Here is a 14216-nt window from a genome sequence, read left to right on the forward strand (position 1 = left end):
ACGGCCCGCAGAACTCAAGGCGGTAACTGACATGAACTACCACGAAAACCTCTGGCTTTTCTTCGTCCTTCTCTTCGGCATCATCATCGTGCCGGGCATGGACATGCTCTTAGTGCTCGCCAATTCGCTGACCGGCGGCGTCAGGCGGGGGCTCGCGGCAACCGGCGGCATCATGGCCGGCGGCGCCGTGCATTCGGCCTATGGTGCGGCCGGCGTCGGCGTGCTCGTCACCATGCTGCCGCAGCTTTTCAACGTGCTGCTTGTTGCCGGCGTCGCCTATATGATCTGGATCGGCATTTCCTTGATCCGCAGTTCGATCACCGTCGAGGCGGTCGGGCCGGGGACGGCACGCTCCGGCTGGCGCGCCTTCCGCCAGGGGGCCGTCACCTGTCTGGTCAATCCCAAAGCCTATATTTTCATGTTCGCCGTCTATCCGCAGTTCCTCAAGCCGGAATACGGCCCGGTCTGGATGCAGGGCCTGATCATGGGCGCCATGACCGTCGCCACCCAGTTCGCCATCTACGGCACGCTGGCGATGACGGCCGGCCGCAGCCGCGACCTGCTTGTCGCAAATCCCGACGTCACGGCCTTCGTCGGCCGCTTCGCCGGGCTGCTGCTGGTTGCGGTCTCCGCGCTCAGCCTCTGGCAGGGGTGGAAAAGCGCTTGAGACACCTGTACCTATCACATTGTTTTTATGATGATCCGGCAAAACGTGACTGCCCGAATGGCATGGATTTTGTCATCCTCCCGGTGCAGATTGGCCATGGCCACCTTGGCCCCAGAAAATGCAGAAGAGAAATGGAGAGGAATATGAATTGGAAAGCAGTAGCTGCCGCCGCGGCGATGGCCGGCATAGCCTTCGGTTCGGTGAGCGCCGCCGACGGCACCCATGATTCGCGCATTGCCCTGATGAAGCAGATCGGCGGGGCGGCAGGCGCCTTGGGAGCTATCGCCAAGGGCACCAAGCCCTATGACGCCGAAGCGGTGAAGGCGGCGCTGACGACGATTGCCGCAACGGCCAAGGTTTTCCCCGATCAGTTCAAGCCGGGCACGGAAACGGGCGACGAAGAAGCGAGCCCGAAGATTTGGGAAAACATGGATGATTTCAAGGCGCGCGCCGCGAAGCTCTCCGCCGATGCCGAAACCGCGCTCGCCCAGCTTCCGGCCGATGAAGCGGCTGTCGGCGCCACGGTCGACACGCTCGGCGCCAGTTGCGGCGGCTGTCACAAGGCCTATCGCCTCAAGAAGTGAGCGATAGGTCGTTTTGATCAAGAGCAATTCCAGCAAAAGTGTGCAGCGGTTTTGCGTCCGGAATTGCGTAAGCAGAAGATACCCGATCCTCGATCCGCGCTGGCTTTGCCGCCAGTGCGGGTCGTCTTATTCTCGGCGCGGGAAAAATTCGACAAAAAGGGGAGGCGGAGCATGATCCGCAGGTTCATCCGGTTGCTGCTCTGTCTGATCGGCGTCGCCGTGCTCGGCGGTGGCGCCTTCTATCTGGTGACCGCGCCCGATCCTCTGCCGGAAAGCCATTGGGCGGGTCTCGGCGCCCCGGATCCGGCCAACGGCCAGATGGTTTTCTGGGCCGGCGGCTGCGTCAGCTGTCATTCAGCCCCCGGTTCCGAAGGCGATGCCAGGCTGACGCTGTCAGGCGGGCTGGCGTTGAAGAGCCCGTTCGGCACATTCCACGTGCCGAATATCTCACCCGATGAAAAGGCCGGCATCGGCGGCTGGACGCTGGCCGAGTTCGGCAATGCGATGAAGCGGGGCGTCGGACCGGGCGGTCAGCATCTCTACCCTTCCTTTCCCTATGGCTCCTATGCCCGCATGAGCGACAAGGACGTCAACGATCTCTTCGCCTTCCTGAAAAGCCTGCCGAAGAGCGCAAACGTCGCGGCCCCGCATGAGCTGCCGTTCCCCTTCAATATCCGGTTGGCGCTCGGCGGCTGGAAATTTCTCTATTTCAACGACCAGCAGCGCGTCGCCCTGGCAAAGAGCGACGACAAGATCAAGCGCGGCCAATATCTCGTCGAAGGTCCCGGCCATTGCGGCGAATGCCATACGCCGCGCGATGCGCTCGGCGGCTTCCAGGCAGATCAGTGGCTCGCCGGCGCCCCCAATCCGGAAGGCAAGGGCCGCATACCTGATATCACCCCGGCCTCCAAGAGCATCGGCGGCTGGAGCGAGGCCGATATCGCCAGCTACCTTGAAACCGGCTTCACGCCCGATTTCGATACCGCCGGCGGCTCGATGGTCGATGTGCAGCAGAACATTGCCCGTCTGCCGCCCGCCGACCGCGAGGCGATCGCCGCCTATCTGAAGGCCGTGCCGGGCCGTTAGAGCATGTCGCTGTTTAAGCGATCGACTGCATATAGCGCATGCCGGTCACCGGACGCGGGGTGAAATCCATCTGTTCGTAGAAGCGGTGCGCCAGCACGTTTCCGGTCGCGGCGCTGACGGAGAGGTAGCCGCAGCCGGCATTGCGCGCGGTCTCGCGGGCCCGGTCGACGAGCAGCTGGCCGGTGCCATGACCGCGATGGCCGTCGCGCACGAAGAGATGGTGCAGGTCCATGCCGCGCTTTCCCTCTTGCGCTCTGTAGAGCGGCACCAGAATGGCGTAGCCGATCAGCCCTCCGTCGGTTTCGGCAACGAGCGCCGTGATCCACGGCAGCGGGCCGAAGAGGTCGCGCTCCAACTGCTCCGGCGTCGTTCCCGCCGCATCGCCGTGATGGGCGGCAAGCAGGGCAATCATCGCGTTGAGTTCGGGCAGGTCGCGCGGCTTGGCGGCGCGGATCGTCACCACCGATGGGCGCATCAATGAAATTTCGCTGTCTTCGATTTCGGTCATGGTCTTCGCGTCCTTTGATAGTCTGCCGTCAGGACGCTGCCGATACAACAAAGCCGCCTGACGGCGGCTTGTTGACAATATGATCTTGTCCAGCCGCCCTTTACAGGTACAGCCAAAAATACGAGCGGCTCTGGTGCGCGTTTTTGATCATGGGTCATCAATCGTCGGAAACGCGGCGTTTGTCAATGGCGTCGGAGCCGGACGCTGAAACACGCCATCGGCCTTGATATCGGTCAAGCCCATCGATAGTATACCCCCCTATGCTATATGAGGACTCACCGTGTCCCACACCACTCTGCAGAAAAAGAAGCTCGTCGCCCGTGTCAGCCGCCTGAAGGGGCAGATGGAGGCGGTCGAGCGGGCGCTCGAGGCCGAGCGCCCCTGCGGCGAGATCCTGCAGCTGCTTGCCTCCGTCCGCGGCGCTCTGACCGGGCTGACCGGCGAGGTTTTGGACGATCACCTGCGCGAACATGTGCTGAATGCTGCCGACGACGCTGCAAGGGCGGAGGCGGTCGAGGAAATATCGGAAGTCTTGCGAACCTATATCCGCTGATTGCCGAGACGAAGGAGCCTGTAATGAGTGCCGGAATCGGGAAAGCTGCAATGAATACCTTTGAACACGACCATGTCTTCCTCGGCGCGGATCATCAGCGCAACGAGCGGCGCATCTGGCTGGTGATCGCGCTGACGGCGGTGATGATGGTGGCGGAAATCGCCGCCGGCACCGTCTACGGCTCCATGGCCCTGGTCGCCGATGGCTGGCACATGTCGACCCATGCCAGCGCTCTGCTGATTTCGGCGCTCGCCTATCTCTTCGCCCGCCGGCAGGCGCGCAATCCGCGTTTCACCTTCGGTACCGGCAAGCTCGGCGACCTCGCCGGCTTCGCCAGCGCGATCGTCCTGGCCTTGATCGCCCTGCTGATGGCCTGGGAAAGCCTGCTGCGCCTTTCAAATCCGGTGCCGATCGGCTTTGCCCAGGCGATCGCCGTCGCGGTGATCGGCCTTGCCGTCAATCTCGTCAGCGCCTGGCTGCTTTCCGGCGGCGGCCATCCCGCGCATGGCCATCACCATCACGGCGACCATGCCCATCACAGTCATGGTGATCACGGCCACGGCCACTACTACGCAAAGCCGGGCGACAACAATATCCGCGCCGCCTATCTGCATGTCATCGCCGATGCCCTAACCTCCGTGCTCGCCATCGCGGCGCTGACGCTCGGCAGCCTCTACGGCTGGCTCTGGCTCGATCCCATCATGGGCATCGTCGGCGGCCTGGTCATCGCCAATTGGTCCTGGAGCCTGATGAAATCCTCGGGCGGCGTCCTTCTCGACGTCGTCCCGCACGGCGAGACTTTGCCGGCGGAGATTCGCGAGGCGATCGAGACGGAGGAAGACCGGATCACCGATCTGCATGTCTGGCAGGTCGGCCCCGGCCACCATGCGGCGATCGTCGCGGTCGTCACCTCTGAGCCGCGCGAGCCGGCCTTTTACAAGGGCAGGCTTTCGGCGCTGACGGAATTGTCGCATGTGACGGTCGAGGTCACCCGCGCCGCGTGATCGGCGTGCGGCCGACAAAGTCGCTCGGCGAACAACAAGGTTGCTCGGCGGACGACATTGTCGCCGCGGGGACGAGATGCCGCCGCAATCGCCCCTTAGCTTTGTGTTCCTCACCGCCGGAGGAATCATGGATCTCAGTCTTACCCGCCGTATGCTGATAGGCTCGGCATTGTGCCTGCCTGCACTAACGCTTCCCGTCAGAGCCCAAGAGAAGAGCGAGGAAGACAACGACAACATCGAGTGGCGCCTTGCCGCGTTGGAAAAACGCACCGGCGGCCGTCTCGGCGTCTCGGTGCTCGACACTGAGACGAGCATTTCCTTCAACTATCGCGGCAGCGAAGCCTTTCCGATGTGCAGCACCTTCAAGGCGCTGGCAGCCGGCTTCGTGCTCGCCCGTGCCGACAAGGGCGAGGAAAGCCTCGACCGCCGGGTGACCTATGGAAAGGACAAGCTGGTCGACTATTCGCCGCTCAGCGAAAAACACGCCGGCACCGATGGCATGACGGTCGCCGAACTCTGCGAGGCGGCGGTGACCGTCAGCGACAACACGGCCGGCAACCTGCTGCTCGAAAGTTTTGGCGGTCCGGCGGGTTTGACCGACTGGCTGCGCTCGATCGGCGACGGCACGACGCGTCTCGACCGCACCGAACCGACACTGAACGAGGGCCGGAAGGACGATCCGCGCGACACGACGACACCGGATGCGATGCTCGACACGCTCGGCAACCTGACGCTCGGCTCGATCCTCACCGAAGCCTCCTCAGACAGGTTGATCGCCTGGCTGGTGGCCAGCACCACCGGCGGCGAGCGGCTCAGGGCTGGCTTGCCTAAGGAGTGGAAAGTCGGCGACAAGACCGGTACCGGCCCGAACGGCTCCCTCGGCGATATCGCCGTCATCTGGCCGCCCGACCGTGGCCCGATCGTCGCGGCCGTTTATATCGCCGAGGCGACCGCGCCGGTGAAGGATCTCAACCCGGTCTTTTCCGAGGTTGGCCGGATGATCGCCGAGATGGTTTGAGCGGGAAAATGCGAAGGGCATAATCGGCAGCTGTCTGGTTCGCGGGTCTTTCTTCTGCAAGGAGAGGGCACCCTCTCCATCACGGCAGCGTATAGGCGATCACATAGTCGCCGGGCTTGGTGCCGACCGACCCGTGACCGCCGGCGACCATGACGACATATTGTTTGTTGTCATCGGCCGTATAGGTCATCGGCGTCGCCTGGCCGCCGGCGGGAAGCCGGGCCTGCCACAGCTCCCGGCCGTTGGTCACGTCGTAGGCGCGCAGGTAATTGTCGACCGCAGCCCCGAGGAAGGCGACGCCGCCCTTGGTCAGCATCGGCCCGCCGATGCCCGGCACGCCCACCTTGAAGGGCAGGGGCAACGGCGTCATGTCATGTACCGTGCCATTCTTGTGCATGTAGGCGATCTTGCCGGTGCGCAGATCGACGCCGGCGACATAGCCCCATGGCGGCGCCTGGCAGGGGATTTTGAGCAGCCCGAGGAACGGACCCATGAAGACGCCGTAGGGCGCGCCGTCATTGCGGTTGAGCCCCTGTTCGCTGCCCTTCTCGTCCTGGCCGCGCGGCGGAATGTCGGCGGCCGGCACCAGGCGCGAGGTGAAGGCGAGATAGGTCGGCATGCCGAACATGATCTGCCGCTCCGGATCGACCGCGACCGAGCCCCAGTTGAAGGTGCCGAAATTGCCGGGATAGACGATCGTGCCCTTCAGCGACGGCGGAGTATAGCGGCCCTCGTAGCGGTAACGATGGAAGTCGATGCGGCAGGCGAGCTGGTCGAACAGCGACACGCCCCACATATCCTTCTCCTTGAGCGGGTCGGGCGAGAAGGTGAGATCGGAGATCGGCTGCGTCGGCGAGGTGTGGTCGTCGGAGACCGCACCATCAGGCGCTGGAATCTCCTTGACCGGGATGATCGGCTCGCCGCTGCGCCGGTCGAGCACATAGAGATCGCCCTGCTTGGTCGGGCCGACCAGGGCCGGAACCACGGTGCCGTCCGGTTTCGTCAGGTCGATCAGCGCCGGCTGGGCCGGCACGTCCATGTCCCAGAGATCGTGATGCACTGTCTGGCGCACCCAGCGCAATTGGCCGGTGGCGATGTCGAGGGCGACGATCGAGGAGGAGAATTTCTCGACATTGTCGCTGCGGTTGATGCCGATCTGGTCGGGCACCTGGTTGCCGAGCGGGATGTAGACCAAGCCGAGGCCCTCGTCGACGCTGAAGACCGACCAGCTGTTCGGCGAATTGGTCGTATAGGTCTGGCTATCGGTGATCGGCATCGTCACGTCGGGATTGCCGGAATCCCAGTTCCAGAGCAGCGCGCCGGTATTGATGTCGAAGGCGCGGATGACGCCGGATTGTTCCTCAGTCGAATAGTTGTCGTTCACCGCGCCGCCGACGATGATCTTGCCTGCCACGGCTACCGGCGGCGAGGTGGAATAATAATAGCCGGCCGGGTTGTAGCGCATGCCGGTTTCCAGATGCAGCACGCCCTGATCCGCAAAGCTGGTGCACACCTTGCCGTCCGCCGCGTCGAGCGCGATCAGCCGGGCATCGGAGGTCGGCAGGTAGACGCGCTCGGCGCAGGGCTGGCCGGCGGCCACATTGGGATCGGCATAATAGGTGACACCGCGGCAGGTCTGATGCTGCCGGTTGGGGTTCATCCCGGAATTGGCGTCGTATTTCCATTTCTCCTTGCCGGTTTTGGCGTCGAGCGCGATCGCCCAGTTGTGCGGCGTGCAGAGATAGAGCGTGTCCTTCACCTTGAGCGGGGTCACCTGATAGGTCGTCTCGCCGACATCGTCCGGGCGTTTGACGTCGCCGGTCTGGTATCGCCACGTCTCCTTGAGGGTGGAGACGTTCTCGGCGGTGATCTGGTCGAGCGGCGAATAACGCTGGCCGAAGGGCGTGCGCCCATATTGATGCCATTCGCCGTCGGGGACGCTGCCGCCGAAGGCGGGGTTGGCGGCGACCTGATCCTTCGGCAGTTCGCCGGCAAGATCGTGCGGGTCTGTCGTCATCGAATAGAGCGCGACGAGGATGGCGAGAATGACAGGCACGGCGAGCGGCCAGGGATTGGCGCCGTAGGTGATGCCCGTCGGGCTGCGAAAGCCGAGCGGCCGGCGGATCCACGGCGTCAGCAGCCAGAGCCCGAGCAGGATGATCATGCCGCCGCGCGGGCCGAGCTGCCACCAGTCGAAGCCGACCTCCCAGATCGCCCAGGCGAGTGCTGCGACGACGAGCACCGCATAGACCCAGAGCGCCACCGCCTTGCGCATCAACAGCAGCCCGGCGGTGATGAGGAACATCAACCCGGCGAACAGATAAAATATGCTGCCGCCGAGCGTGACGAGCCAGAGCCCGCCGCCGCTAAGCGTAAGCCCGATGATGATGAAGAACACGGAGGTGATGACGATCGCCATAAGGGCTGTCTCCCGCTGAGGTTAGCCGGGGTGAAGGATCGGCGGAAAAGTCCCGCCGATCAGGCAGATAGCGCGAAGGAAATGCCTTTCAACGGCCATATTTGCCGCAGGCTGCGGCGGCCATTGGACATGCACGGACCAGGCTCGATACAGCCTGGCATAGCGCTTTTAGGCTCAGCAACCGTTGTGCCAGCCGGATGAAGCCGATCGCTGTGAGGCGGCCACTGGAAGGCAAAACCGCAGTTACGTCCCGCAGAAGGTCGCGAGCACCCGTTCGTCCGGCTTCGGCGGTTCCATATAAGCGGCAAAGCCCGGCTGGTCTTCATAGGGTTTCGAAAGCACGGTCAGCAGCGCCTCGAACAGCGAGAAATCGCCGTTCTCGACCGCGGCCTCGATCGCCTGTTCGACCCGGTGATTGCGCGGAATGAAGACCGGATTGACGCTGCGCATGGCCAGAGTGCGCTGAGGCGCCGTCTGCGGATCGCGCGACAGTCTCTCGCGCCACTGCGTGAGCCAGGTGCCGCAGGCCTCCGGTTCGCGAAAACTCGCGGCAAAGGCAGGTTCCACAGCGCCGTCGCCGGCAAGATCCGACAGCCGCCGGAAAGCCAGGGTGAAATCGGCGCCCTGCGCCTGCATCAATGACAGCAGCGCCTGCACCAGGTCGAGATCTCCGTCCTCTTCGCCGGCAAGACCGATTTTCTCTCGCATGCCGGCCAGCCACGCAGCCTGGAACCGTTCGCCATAGGCTCGGATCACCGCATTCGCTTTGTCGACCGCGCCGTCGGGCTCTTCGTCGATCAGCGGCAGCAGCGTTTCGCCGAGCCTTGCGAGGTTCCATTGGCCGATGCCGGGCTGGTTGGCATAGGCATAGCGGCCATGCTGGTCGATCGATGAGAAGACGGTGGCCGGATCATAGGTATCCATAAAGGCGCAGGGGCCGAAATCGATCGTCTCGCCGGAAACGGTCATATTGTCGGTGTTCATCACCCCATGGATGAAACCGACATGCAGCCAACGGGCAATCAGCGCCGCCTGCCGCTCCGAGACCGCCGAAAACAGTGAAAGATATGGATTGTCAGCCGTTTTCAGGGTGGGGTAATGCCGGTCGATCACATAGTCGGCCAGCGCTCGCACGCCGTCGGCATCGCCCCTGGCCGCGAAGTACTGGAAGGTGCCGACGCGGATATGGCTTGCCGCGACCCGGGTGAAGACCGCGCCCGCCAGCACCTCTTCCCGGTAGACCGGCTCGCCTGTGGTCACCGCCGCCAACGCCCGCGTGGCCGGAATGCCGAGCGCAAACATCGCTTCGCTGATGATATATTCGCGCAGCACCGGCCCGATTGCCGCCCGCCCATCGCCGCGGCGCGAAAAAGGCGTGGGTCCGGCGCCCTTCAGCTGGATATCGAAGCGCCTGCCGCTGCGGTCGATCACCTCGCCGAGCAGGATCGCCCGCCCGTCGCCGAGCTGCGGCGAGAAGCCGCCGAACTGATGGCCCGCATAGGCCATCGCCAGCGGTTCGGCACCTTCGGGAACCAGATTTCCGGAAAAGATCGCCGCGCCGTCGCGCCGCAACGCCTCGACGTCGAGCCCGAGCTCGGCAGCCAGCGGCTCGTTGAGCTTGATCAGCGAGGGCTCCGCCACCGAAGTCGGCGTCTGCGCCGCAAAGAAGCGCTCGGGCAAGCCGGCATAGCTGTTGTCGAACGGAAAGGCCGCGGCGGCCCGGTTTTTCTGCAGGGTGGAGGTCATGCTTCATAGGTAGGGCCGGGGTGCGCTTGGCGCAAGCCGGTTTGGTTGAAGACCCCAAAGCCCTTCACGAAGAACAGGCCGATGCAAGGAATCGTGATCTGCCTTTACCTCTCGTCAAAGCTGGTTTGCCATAAACGACATAGCGCCGCCATGATCGCGAGCGTATAGCAAATCGTCTCCCCTTGGCTTTGCGCCATGTCATCCCCGCGGCCCTGCTGCCTGCTGTGCTCCGCCGCGCCACCGCGAGTGATTCCGGACGATGTCGGATCAGATTTACCAGGCGCCGATGGTTCGGCGCGCCGCGCCCAATTTCCGGGTGATCGCGATGATTGTCGCGAGTGCGATGCTGATGGAAAATATCGACGCGACTGTGCTTGCGACCGCGCTGCCCACCATGGCGCGCGATTTCAGCGTCAGCGCGCCGGCCATGTCGATCGCCCTGACCTCCTATCTCCTCAGCCTGGCGATCTTCATTCCCGCGAGCGGCCGGATGGCCGACCGTTTTGGCTCTCGCACCGTCTTCCGCGCGGCCATATCCGTCTTCGTGATCGGCTCGATCTTTTGTGCGCTGGCGCCGACGCTGTCGTTCCTGGTGCTGGCGCGGCTGCTTCAGGGCATAGGCGGTGCGATGATGATGCCGGTCGGCCGCCTCGTGCTGATGCGCAGCGTCGACCGCAAGGATATGGTCAGCGCCATGTCCTGGCTGCTGGTGCCGGCGTTGATCGGGCCGATCGTCGGCCCGCCGCTCGGCGGCTTCTTCGTCACCTATCTCGACTGGCGCTGGATCTTCTACATCAACGTGCCGATCGGCATCATCGGCATGATCTTCGTGTCGATCTACATCGACGAGGTGAAGGGCAAGGCGAGCGGCCCGTTCGATACGCTCGGCTTCGTCCTTTCCGGCATCTCGCTCGGTTCGTTGCTCTTCGGCTTCGAAATGTCGAGCCACGAAGGCGAGGGCGCCTTCTCGATCTTCCTGATCGCTATCGGCCTGCTCTTCGGCATCGCCTATCTCCGGCACGCCCGCAAGCATCCGTCGCCGATCATGGATTTCTCGCTGATGAAGGTAGCGAGCTTCGGCACGTCGGTGATCGCCGGGTCGCTGACGCGCATCACCCAGGGCGCCCAGCCCTTCCTGCTGCCGCTGCTCTTCCAGATCGGCTTCGGCCTGTCCGCCGCTGCGGCCGGCCAGATCGTCATCGCCACAGCACTTGGCGCTCTCGCCATGAAACCGATGGCGAAGTTCGTCTTCCGCCGGCTGGGGTTCCGCCGAAGCCTGGTCCTCAACGGCATCTTCGGCACGGTCGGCTATGGCCTCTGCGCCGCCTTCCGGCCGGATTGGCCAATGCCGCTGATCTTCCTCGTCCTGATCCTCAGCGCCTTCTTCCTGTCGTTCCAGTTCACCGCCTACAACACCATTGCCTATGACGAGATCGACAAGGAGCGGATGAGCTCGGCCACGAGTTTCTACACCACCTTCCAGCAGCTCATGCTGTCGCTCGGCATCTGCATCGGGGCCTTAGCGCTGCACGGTTCCATGGCCTTTAGCGGGGCTGAAACGCCTGCGCTTGGTGATTTCTCGGCCGCCTTTATCGTCGTCACGATCATCTCGATCACCGCCACCTTCTGGAACCTGCGCTTCTCGCCGACCGCCGGCGAGGAGATCAGCGGCTACAAGGTGAAACGGACGAAGACTGATGCGACATGCATAAAAACAAAGGCTTGAAGCCCCTCGCTTGAATCAAATTCTGCGCCGGACTTCAGCCCTCCATCGCTGCCGCCATGTCCGCGAGCTTGCGCACGGTGTTGAGGTTGCGCGACGTTCCTGGCTTCAGCGCCGGCAGCTTCAGCTTCGAGCGGCCGGACCCATTGGGGTAATGCACATAGATTTCGCGGGCCGCGAGCTTTGCCTCCTCGCCATCAGGCGCCACCATTTTATCAAGCGCATCGGCAGGCGGTTTTTCGGGCAGGAAATAGACGAGCAGGAAGTTCGGTTTGGCCTTGGGAAAAGGTGCGTTGGCGGCAATGGCGTCGAGCTCGTTGCGGCTTCGCACCATCACCCCCGGCCGCTTGCCCATCTTCTGCCCGAGCGCTGCGTCGAGCTTTTCCTCTACGGTCGTTTCGGATTCGTCCGAGCGGAAGAGTACATTGCCGCTTTGGATGTAGGTTTTCACGTCGGCAAAGCCGAGGCCTTCGCAGATAGCCTTGAGCTCAGCCATCGGGAGCGACCCGGTGCCCCCGACGTTTACGGCGCGGAGGAGGGCGATGTAGACTGCCATTTCTTTCTCCCTCGACTGTCGTGCCGTTCCAGCCCCCTCTGCCATGGGGGAGATGCCCGGCAGGGCAGAGGGGGGCGACCACGGCGCTCCCTAAAGATTTCACATCTTCCCCGCCACCTTGATGGCAAACGCATACTCGAACGCAATCTCTTCCAGCCGCTGAAACCGCCCCGACGCGCCGCCGTGGCCGGCGTCCATGTTGGTCTTGAGCAGGATCGGCGCCTCGCCGGTCGTTTCCTCACGCAGCTTCGCCACCCACTTGGCGGGTTCCCAATAGGTGACGCGCGGGTCGGTCAGGCCGCCGAGCGCCAGGATCGGCGGGTAGGCTTTGGCGCCGACATTGTCGTAGGGCGAGTATGAGGCGATCTGCTCGTATCCTTCCCGACTGTCGATCGGGTTGCCCCATTCCGGCCATTCCGGCGGGGTGAGCGGCAAAGTATCGTCGAGCATCGTGTTGAGCACGTCGACGAAGGGAACGGCGGCGATGATGCCGGCAAACTTCTCCGGCGCCATGTTGGCAACCGCCCCCATCAGCATGCCGCCGGCCGATCCGCCCTCGGCGATGATCTTCGCGTAAGAGGTGAACTTCTGTTGATTCAGATAGTCGGCGGCAGCGACGAAGTCCTTGAACGTATTCGTCTTCTTGTCCATCTTGCCGTCTTCGTACCAGGAAAACCCCTTGTCCTTGCCGCCGCGGATATGGGCGATGGCATAGACGAAGCCGCGATCGGCGAGCGACAGGCAGTTGGTGTTGAAACCGGCCGGAATGGTGATGCCGTAGGCGCCGTAGCCATAGAGCAGGCAGGGCGCGCTGCCGTCGAGCGCGGTGTCTTTGCGATAGAGCAGGGTGACCGGCACTGTCTCGCCGTCCCATGCCGGGGCGAAGACGCGGCGGGTGATGTAATCGTCGGGATTGTGACCCGACGGCACCTCCTGCGTCTTCAGGAGCGTGCGCTCGCGGGTCACCATGTTGTAATCATAAAGCTGCGACGGCGTCGTCATCGACGAATAGGAGAAACGAACGACATCCGTGTCGTATTCCGCCGCGCCCGAGAGCCCGAGCGAATAGGCTTCCTCGGCAAAGGCGATCGCATGTTCCTCGCCGGTCCTGCGGTCGCGGATCATGATCTGCGGCAGTCCGTCCTTGCGCTCCAGCCACAGAAGATGGCGGGCATAGGCCATGTGGCTGATAATCAGCGTGCCGGGCTTGTGGGCGACCACTTCGCGCCAGTTTTCCTTGACCGGATTGTCGGCCGGCGCTTGCATGATCTTGAAGTCCTTGGCGCCGCCATCATTCGTCAGGATGTAAAAGACGTCGCCGCCCTCGGTCAGCGAATACTCGATGCCTTCCTCGCGCGCCGCCACCAGCTTCGGCTCGGCGGTGAGATCCTTGGTCGACAGCAGCCGGTATTCGCTGGTCTCGTGGTCGTGAATATCGATATAGATGAAGTCGTCGAGCAGCGAGCCGCCGACGCCCATGAAAAAGCCGGCATCGGCTTCCTCATAGACCAGCTGGTCTGCCGATTGCGGCTGGCCGACAATATGGTGGAACACCTTCGAAGGCCGGTGGTTCTCGTCGAGCGCCGAATAGAAGAAGCTCTTGCCGTCGGGCGCCCAGACGCCGCCGCCGCCGGTATTCTCGATCCGGTCTTCGAGGTCTTGTCCGGTCGCGAGGTCGCGCACCTTCAGCGTAAAGAATTCCGAACCCTTATCGTCATAGCCCCAGATGCCGCGGCTATGGTCGCTCGAATGGTCGAGACCGCCGAGACGGAAATAGGCCTTGCCTGATGCCTCCTTGTCGCCGTCGAGCAGCACGGTGCGGATCGTCTCGTCGGCGACGTTGCCGTCGCGGGCGATGCGGAAAAAGCGCGGCTGTTCGCCGCCTGTGACATAAAACGTGCCGTAGGCATAGGCGCCGTCCTTCATCGGCACCGAACTGTCGTCTTCCTTGATGCGGCCGCGCATTTCGGAAAACAGCACCTTCTGCAGCGGCTTGGTGTCTTCCATCGCCGCATTCATATAGGCGTTTTCAGCTTCGAGATGCCGGCGGATCTCGGGATCGAGGATCGAGGGATCCTTGAACATCGCCTGCCAGTTGTCGGCGCGCAGCCAGGCATAGTCGTCCGTGCGGGTGATGCCGTGGCGCGTATCGGAAACGGGCTTTTTCGGTGCGGCAGGCGGTGTCGGCAGGCTTTTGAAAACGGACAAGGAATGGCTCCGGTGGGAATGTCGGGTTGGCAAGAGATAGAGGCGCACTGGTCCCGGATCAAGCGTCAAAGGTGCGCCAAGGGTGCGGGTGGCCTTCCACAAGCAAGGAGGCGGCTCCGCCCGCCTTGCCTTGATGTCACCACA

Annotated in this window: 12 protein-coding genes; 7 read left to right on the forward strand and 5 right to left on the reverse strand. The window is 63.3% G+C overall.

Annotated features, from left to right (window positions below; genetic code table 11):
- Positions 1–31 precede the first annotated feature (31 nt).
- The 3 genes from J3O30_RS06800 to J3O30_RS06810 all read left to right on the forward strand — a co-directional run bounded on the left by J3O30_RS06800 (position 32) and on the right by J3O30_RS06810 (position 2337).
- Complete coding sequence (locus J3O30_RS06800; RefSeq protein WP_207583482.1) at positions 32–667, forward strand: LysE family translocator; 636 nt, start codon at positions 32–34, stop codon at positions 665–667.
- Positions 668–810: 143 nt separating this feature from the next.
- Positions 811–1251 carry a cytochrome c gene (locus J3O30_RS06805; protein ID WP_207583483.1) on the forward strand — a complete coding sequence of 147 codons (441 nt, stop codon included), beginning with the start codon at positions 811–813 and terminating at the stop codon, positions 1249–1251.
- Between the two features lie 171 nt (positions 1252–1422).
- Entirely contained in the window at positions 1423–2337 is a 915-nt protein-coding gene (locus tag J3O30_RS06810; RefSeq protein ID WP_207583484.1) for a cytochrome c, read from the forward strand.
- A gap of 13 nt (positions 2338–2350) precedes the next feature.
- On the opposite strand, the gene J3O30_RS06815 is transcribed toward J3O30_RS06810, so the two are convergent.
- Complete coding sequence (locus J3O30_RS06815) at positions 2351–2845, reverse strand: GNAT family N-acetyltransferase (protein WP_207583485.1); 495 nt, start codon at positions 2843–2845, stop codon at positions 2351–2353.
- Between the two features lie 280 nt (positions 2846–3125).
- Between J3O30_RS06815 and dmeR the strand changes: the two genes are divergently transcribed.
- The 3 genes from dmeR (at position 3126) to bla (ending at position 5420) form a co-directional block, all read left to right on the forward strand.
- Positions 3126–3398 (forward strand): metal/formaldehyde-sensitive transcriptional repressor, encoded by a 273-nt coding sequence (gene dmeR, locus J3O30_RS06820; RefSeq protein WP_207583486.1) that lies wholly within the window; start codon positions 3126–3128, stop codon positions 3396–3398.
- Between the two features lie 23 nt (positions 3399–3421).
- Positions 3422–4402 carry a CDF family Co(II)/Ni(II) efflux transporter DmeF gene (gene dmeF, locus J3O30_RS06825; RefSeq protein WP_207583487.1) on the forward strand — a complete coding sequence of 327 codons (981 nt, stop codon included), beginning with the start codon at positions 3422–3424 and terminating at the stop codon, positions 4400–4402.
- 127 nt (positions 4403–4529) lie between these two features.
- Positions 4530–5420: a class A beta-lactamase gene (bla, locus tag J3O30_RS06830; protein WP_207583488.1), complete on the forward strand. Its 891-nt coding sequence runs from the start codon at positions 4530–4532 to the stop codon at positions 5418–5420.
- A gap of 79 nt (positions 5421–5499) precedes the next feature.
- Here the strand turns inward: bla and J3O30_RS06835 are convergent, their stop codons facing one another.
- Both J3O30_RS06835 and J3O30_RS06840 read right to left on the reverse strand, forming a co-directional pair.
- On the reverse strand, positions 5500–7839 hold the full coding sequence (locus J3O30_RS06835; RefSeq protein ID WP_207583489.1) for a glucose/quinate/shikimate family membrane-bound PQQ-dependent dehydrogenase: 2340 nt from the start codon (positions 7837–7839) through the stop codon (positions 5500–5502).
- A gap of 243 nt (positions 7840–8082) precedes the next feature.
- On the reverse strand, positions 8083–9585 hold the full coding sequence (locus J3O30_RS06840; RefSeq protein WP_207583490.1) for a protein adenylyltransferase SelO: 1503 nt from the start codon (positions 9583–9585) through the stop codon (positions 8083–8085).
- A gap of 259 nt (positions 9586–9844) precedes the next feature.
- Between J3O30_RS06840 and J3O30_RS06845 the strand changes: the two genes are divergently transcribed.
- Entirely contained in the window at positions 9845–11311 is a 1467-nt protein-coding gene (locus tag J3O30_RS06845) for a DHA2 family efflux MFS transporter permease subunit (RefSeq protein ID WP_207583491.1), read from the forward strand.
- A 34-nt stretch (positions 11312–11345) separates the two neighbouring features.
- On the opposite strand, the gene J3O30_RS06850 is transcribed toward J3O30_RS06845, so the two are convergent.
- Together J3O30_RS06850 and J3O30_RS06855 are read right to left on the reverse strand one after the other, a co-directional pair.
- A complete protein-coding gene (locus J3O30_RS06850; RefSeq protein WP_207583492.1) occupies positions 11346–11864 on the reverse strand; it encodes a DUF1697 domain-containing protein in 519 nt (172 codons plus the stop codon).
- A gap of 99 nt (positions 11865–11963) precedes the next feature.
- Positions 11964–14072: a S9 family peptidase gene (locus J3O30_RS06855; RefSeq protein WP_207583493.1), complete on the reverse strand. Its 2109-nt coding sequence runs from the start codon at positions 14070–14072 to the stop codon at positions 11964–11966.
- Positions 14073–14216: the final 144 nt, after the last annotated feature.

This window comes from Rhizobium sp. NZLR1, from assembly GCF_017357385.1.
In the GTDB taxonomy this organism is placed as follows: Bacteria; Pseudomonadota; Alphaproteobacteria; order Rhizobiales; family Rhizobiaceae; genus Rhizobium.

Excerpts from the sequence above, each read along its gene's own strand:
- bla (WP_207583488.1), top strand. The coding sequence starts at position 4,530 with ATGGATCTCAGTCTTACCCGCCGTATGCTGATAGGCTCGGCATTGTGC.
- J3O30_RS06835 (WP_207583489.1), bottom strand. The coding sequence starts at position 7,839 with ATGGCGATCGTCATCACCTCCGTGTTCTTCATCATCATCGGGCTTACG.
- J3O30_RS06810 (WP_207583484.1), top strand. The coding sequence starts at position 1,423 with ATGATCCGCAGGTTCATCCGGTTGCTGCTCTGTCTGATCGGCGTCGCC.
- J3O30_RS06845 (WP_207583491.1), top strand. The coding sequence starts at position 9,845 with ATGTCGGATCAGATTTACCAGGCGCCGATGGTTCGGCGCGCCGCGCCC.
- J3O30_RS06815 (WP_207583485.1), bottom strand. The coding sequence starts at position 2,845 with ATGACCGAAATCGAAGACAGCGAAATTTCATTGATGCGCCCATCGGTG.
- J3O30_RS06805 (WP_207583483.1), top strand. The coding sequence starts at position 811 with ATGAATTGGAAAGCAGTAGCTGCCGCCGCGGCGATGGCCGGCATAGCC.
- J3O30_RS06800 (WP_207583482.1), top strand. The coding sequence starts at position 32 with ATGAACTACCACGAAAACCTCTGGCTTTTCTTCGTCCTTCTCTTCGGC.
- J3O30_RS06850 (WP_207583492.1), bottom strand. The coding sequence starts at position 11,864 with ATGGCAGTCTACATCGCCCTCCTCCGCGCCGTAAACGTCGGGGGCACC.
- dmeF (WP_207583487.1), top strand. The coding sequence starts at position 3,422 with ATGAGTGCCGGAATCGGGAAAGCTGCAATGAATACCTTTGAACACGAC.
- J3O30_RS06840 (WP_207583490.1), bottom strand. The coding sequence starts at position 9,585 with ATGACCTCCACCCTGCAGAAAAACCGGGCCGCCGCGGCCTTTCCGTTC.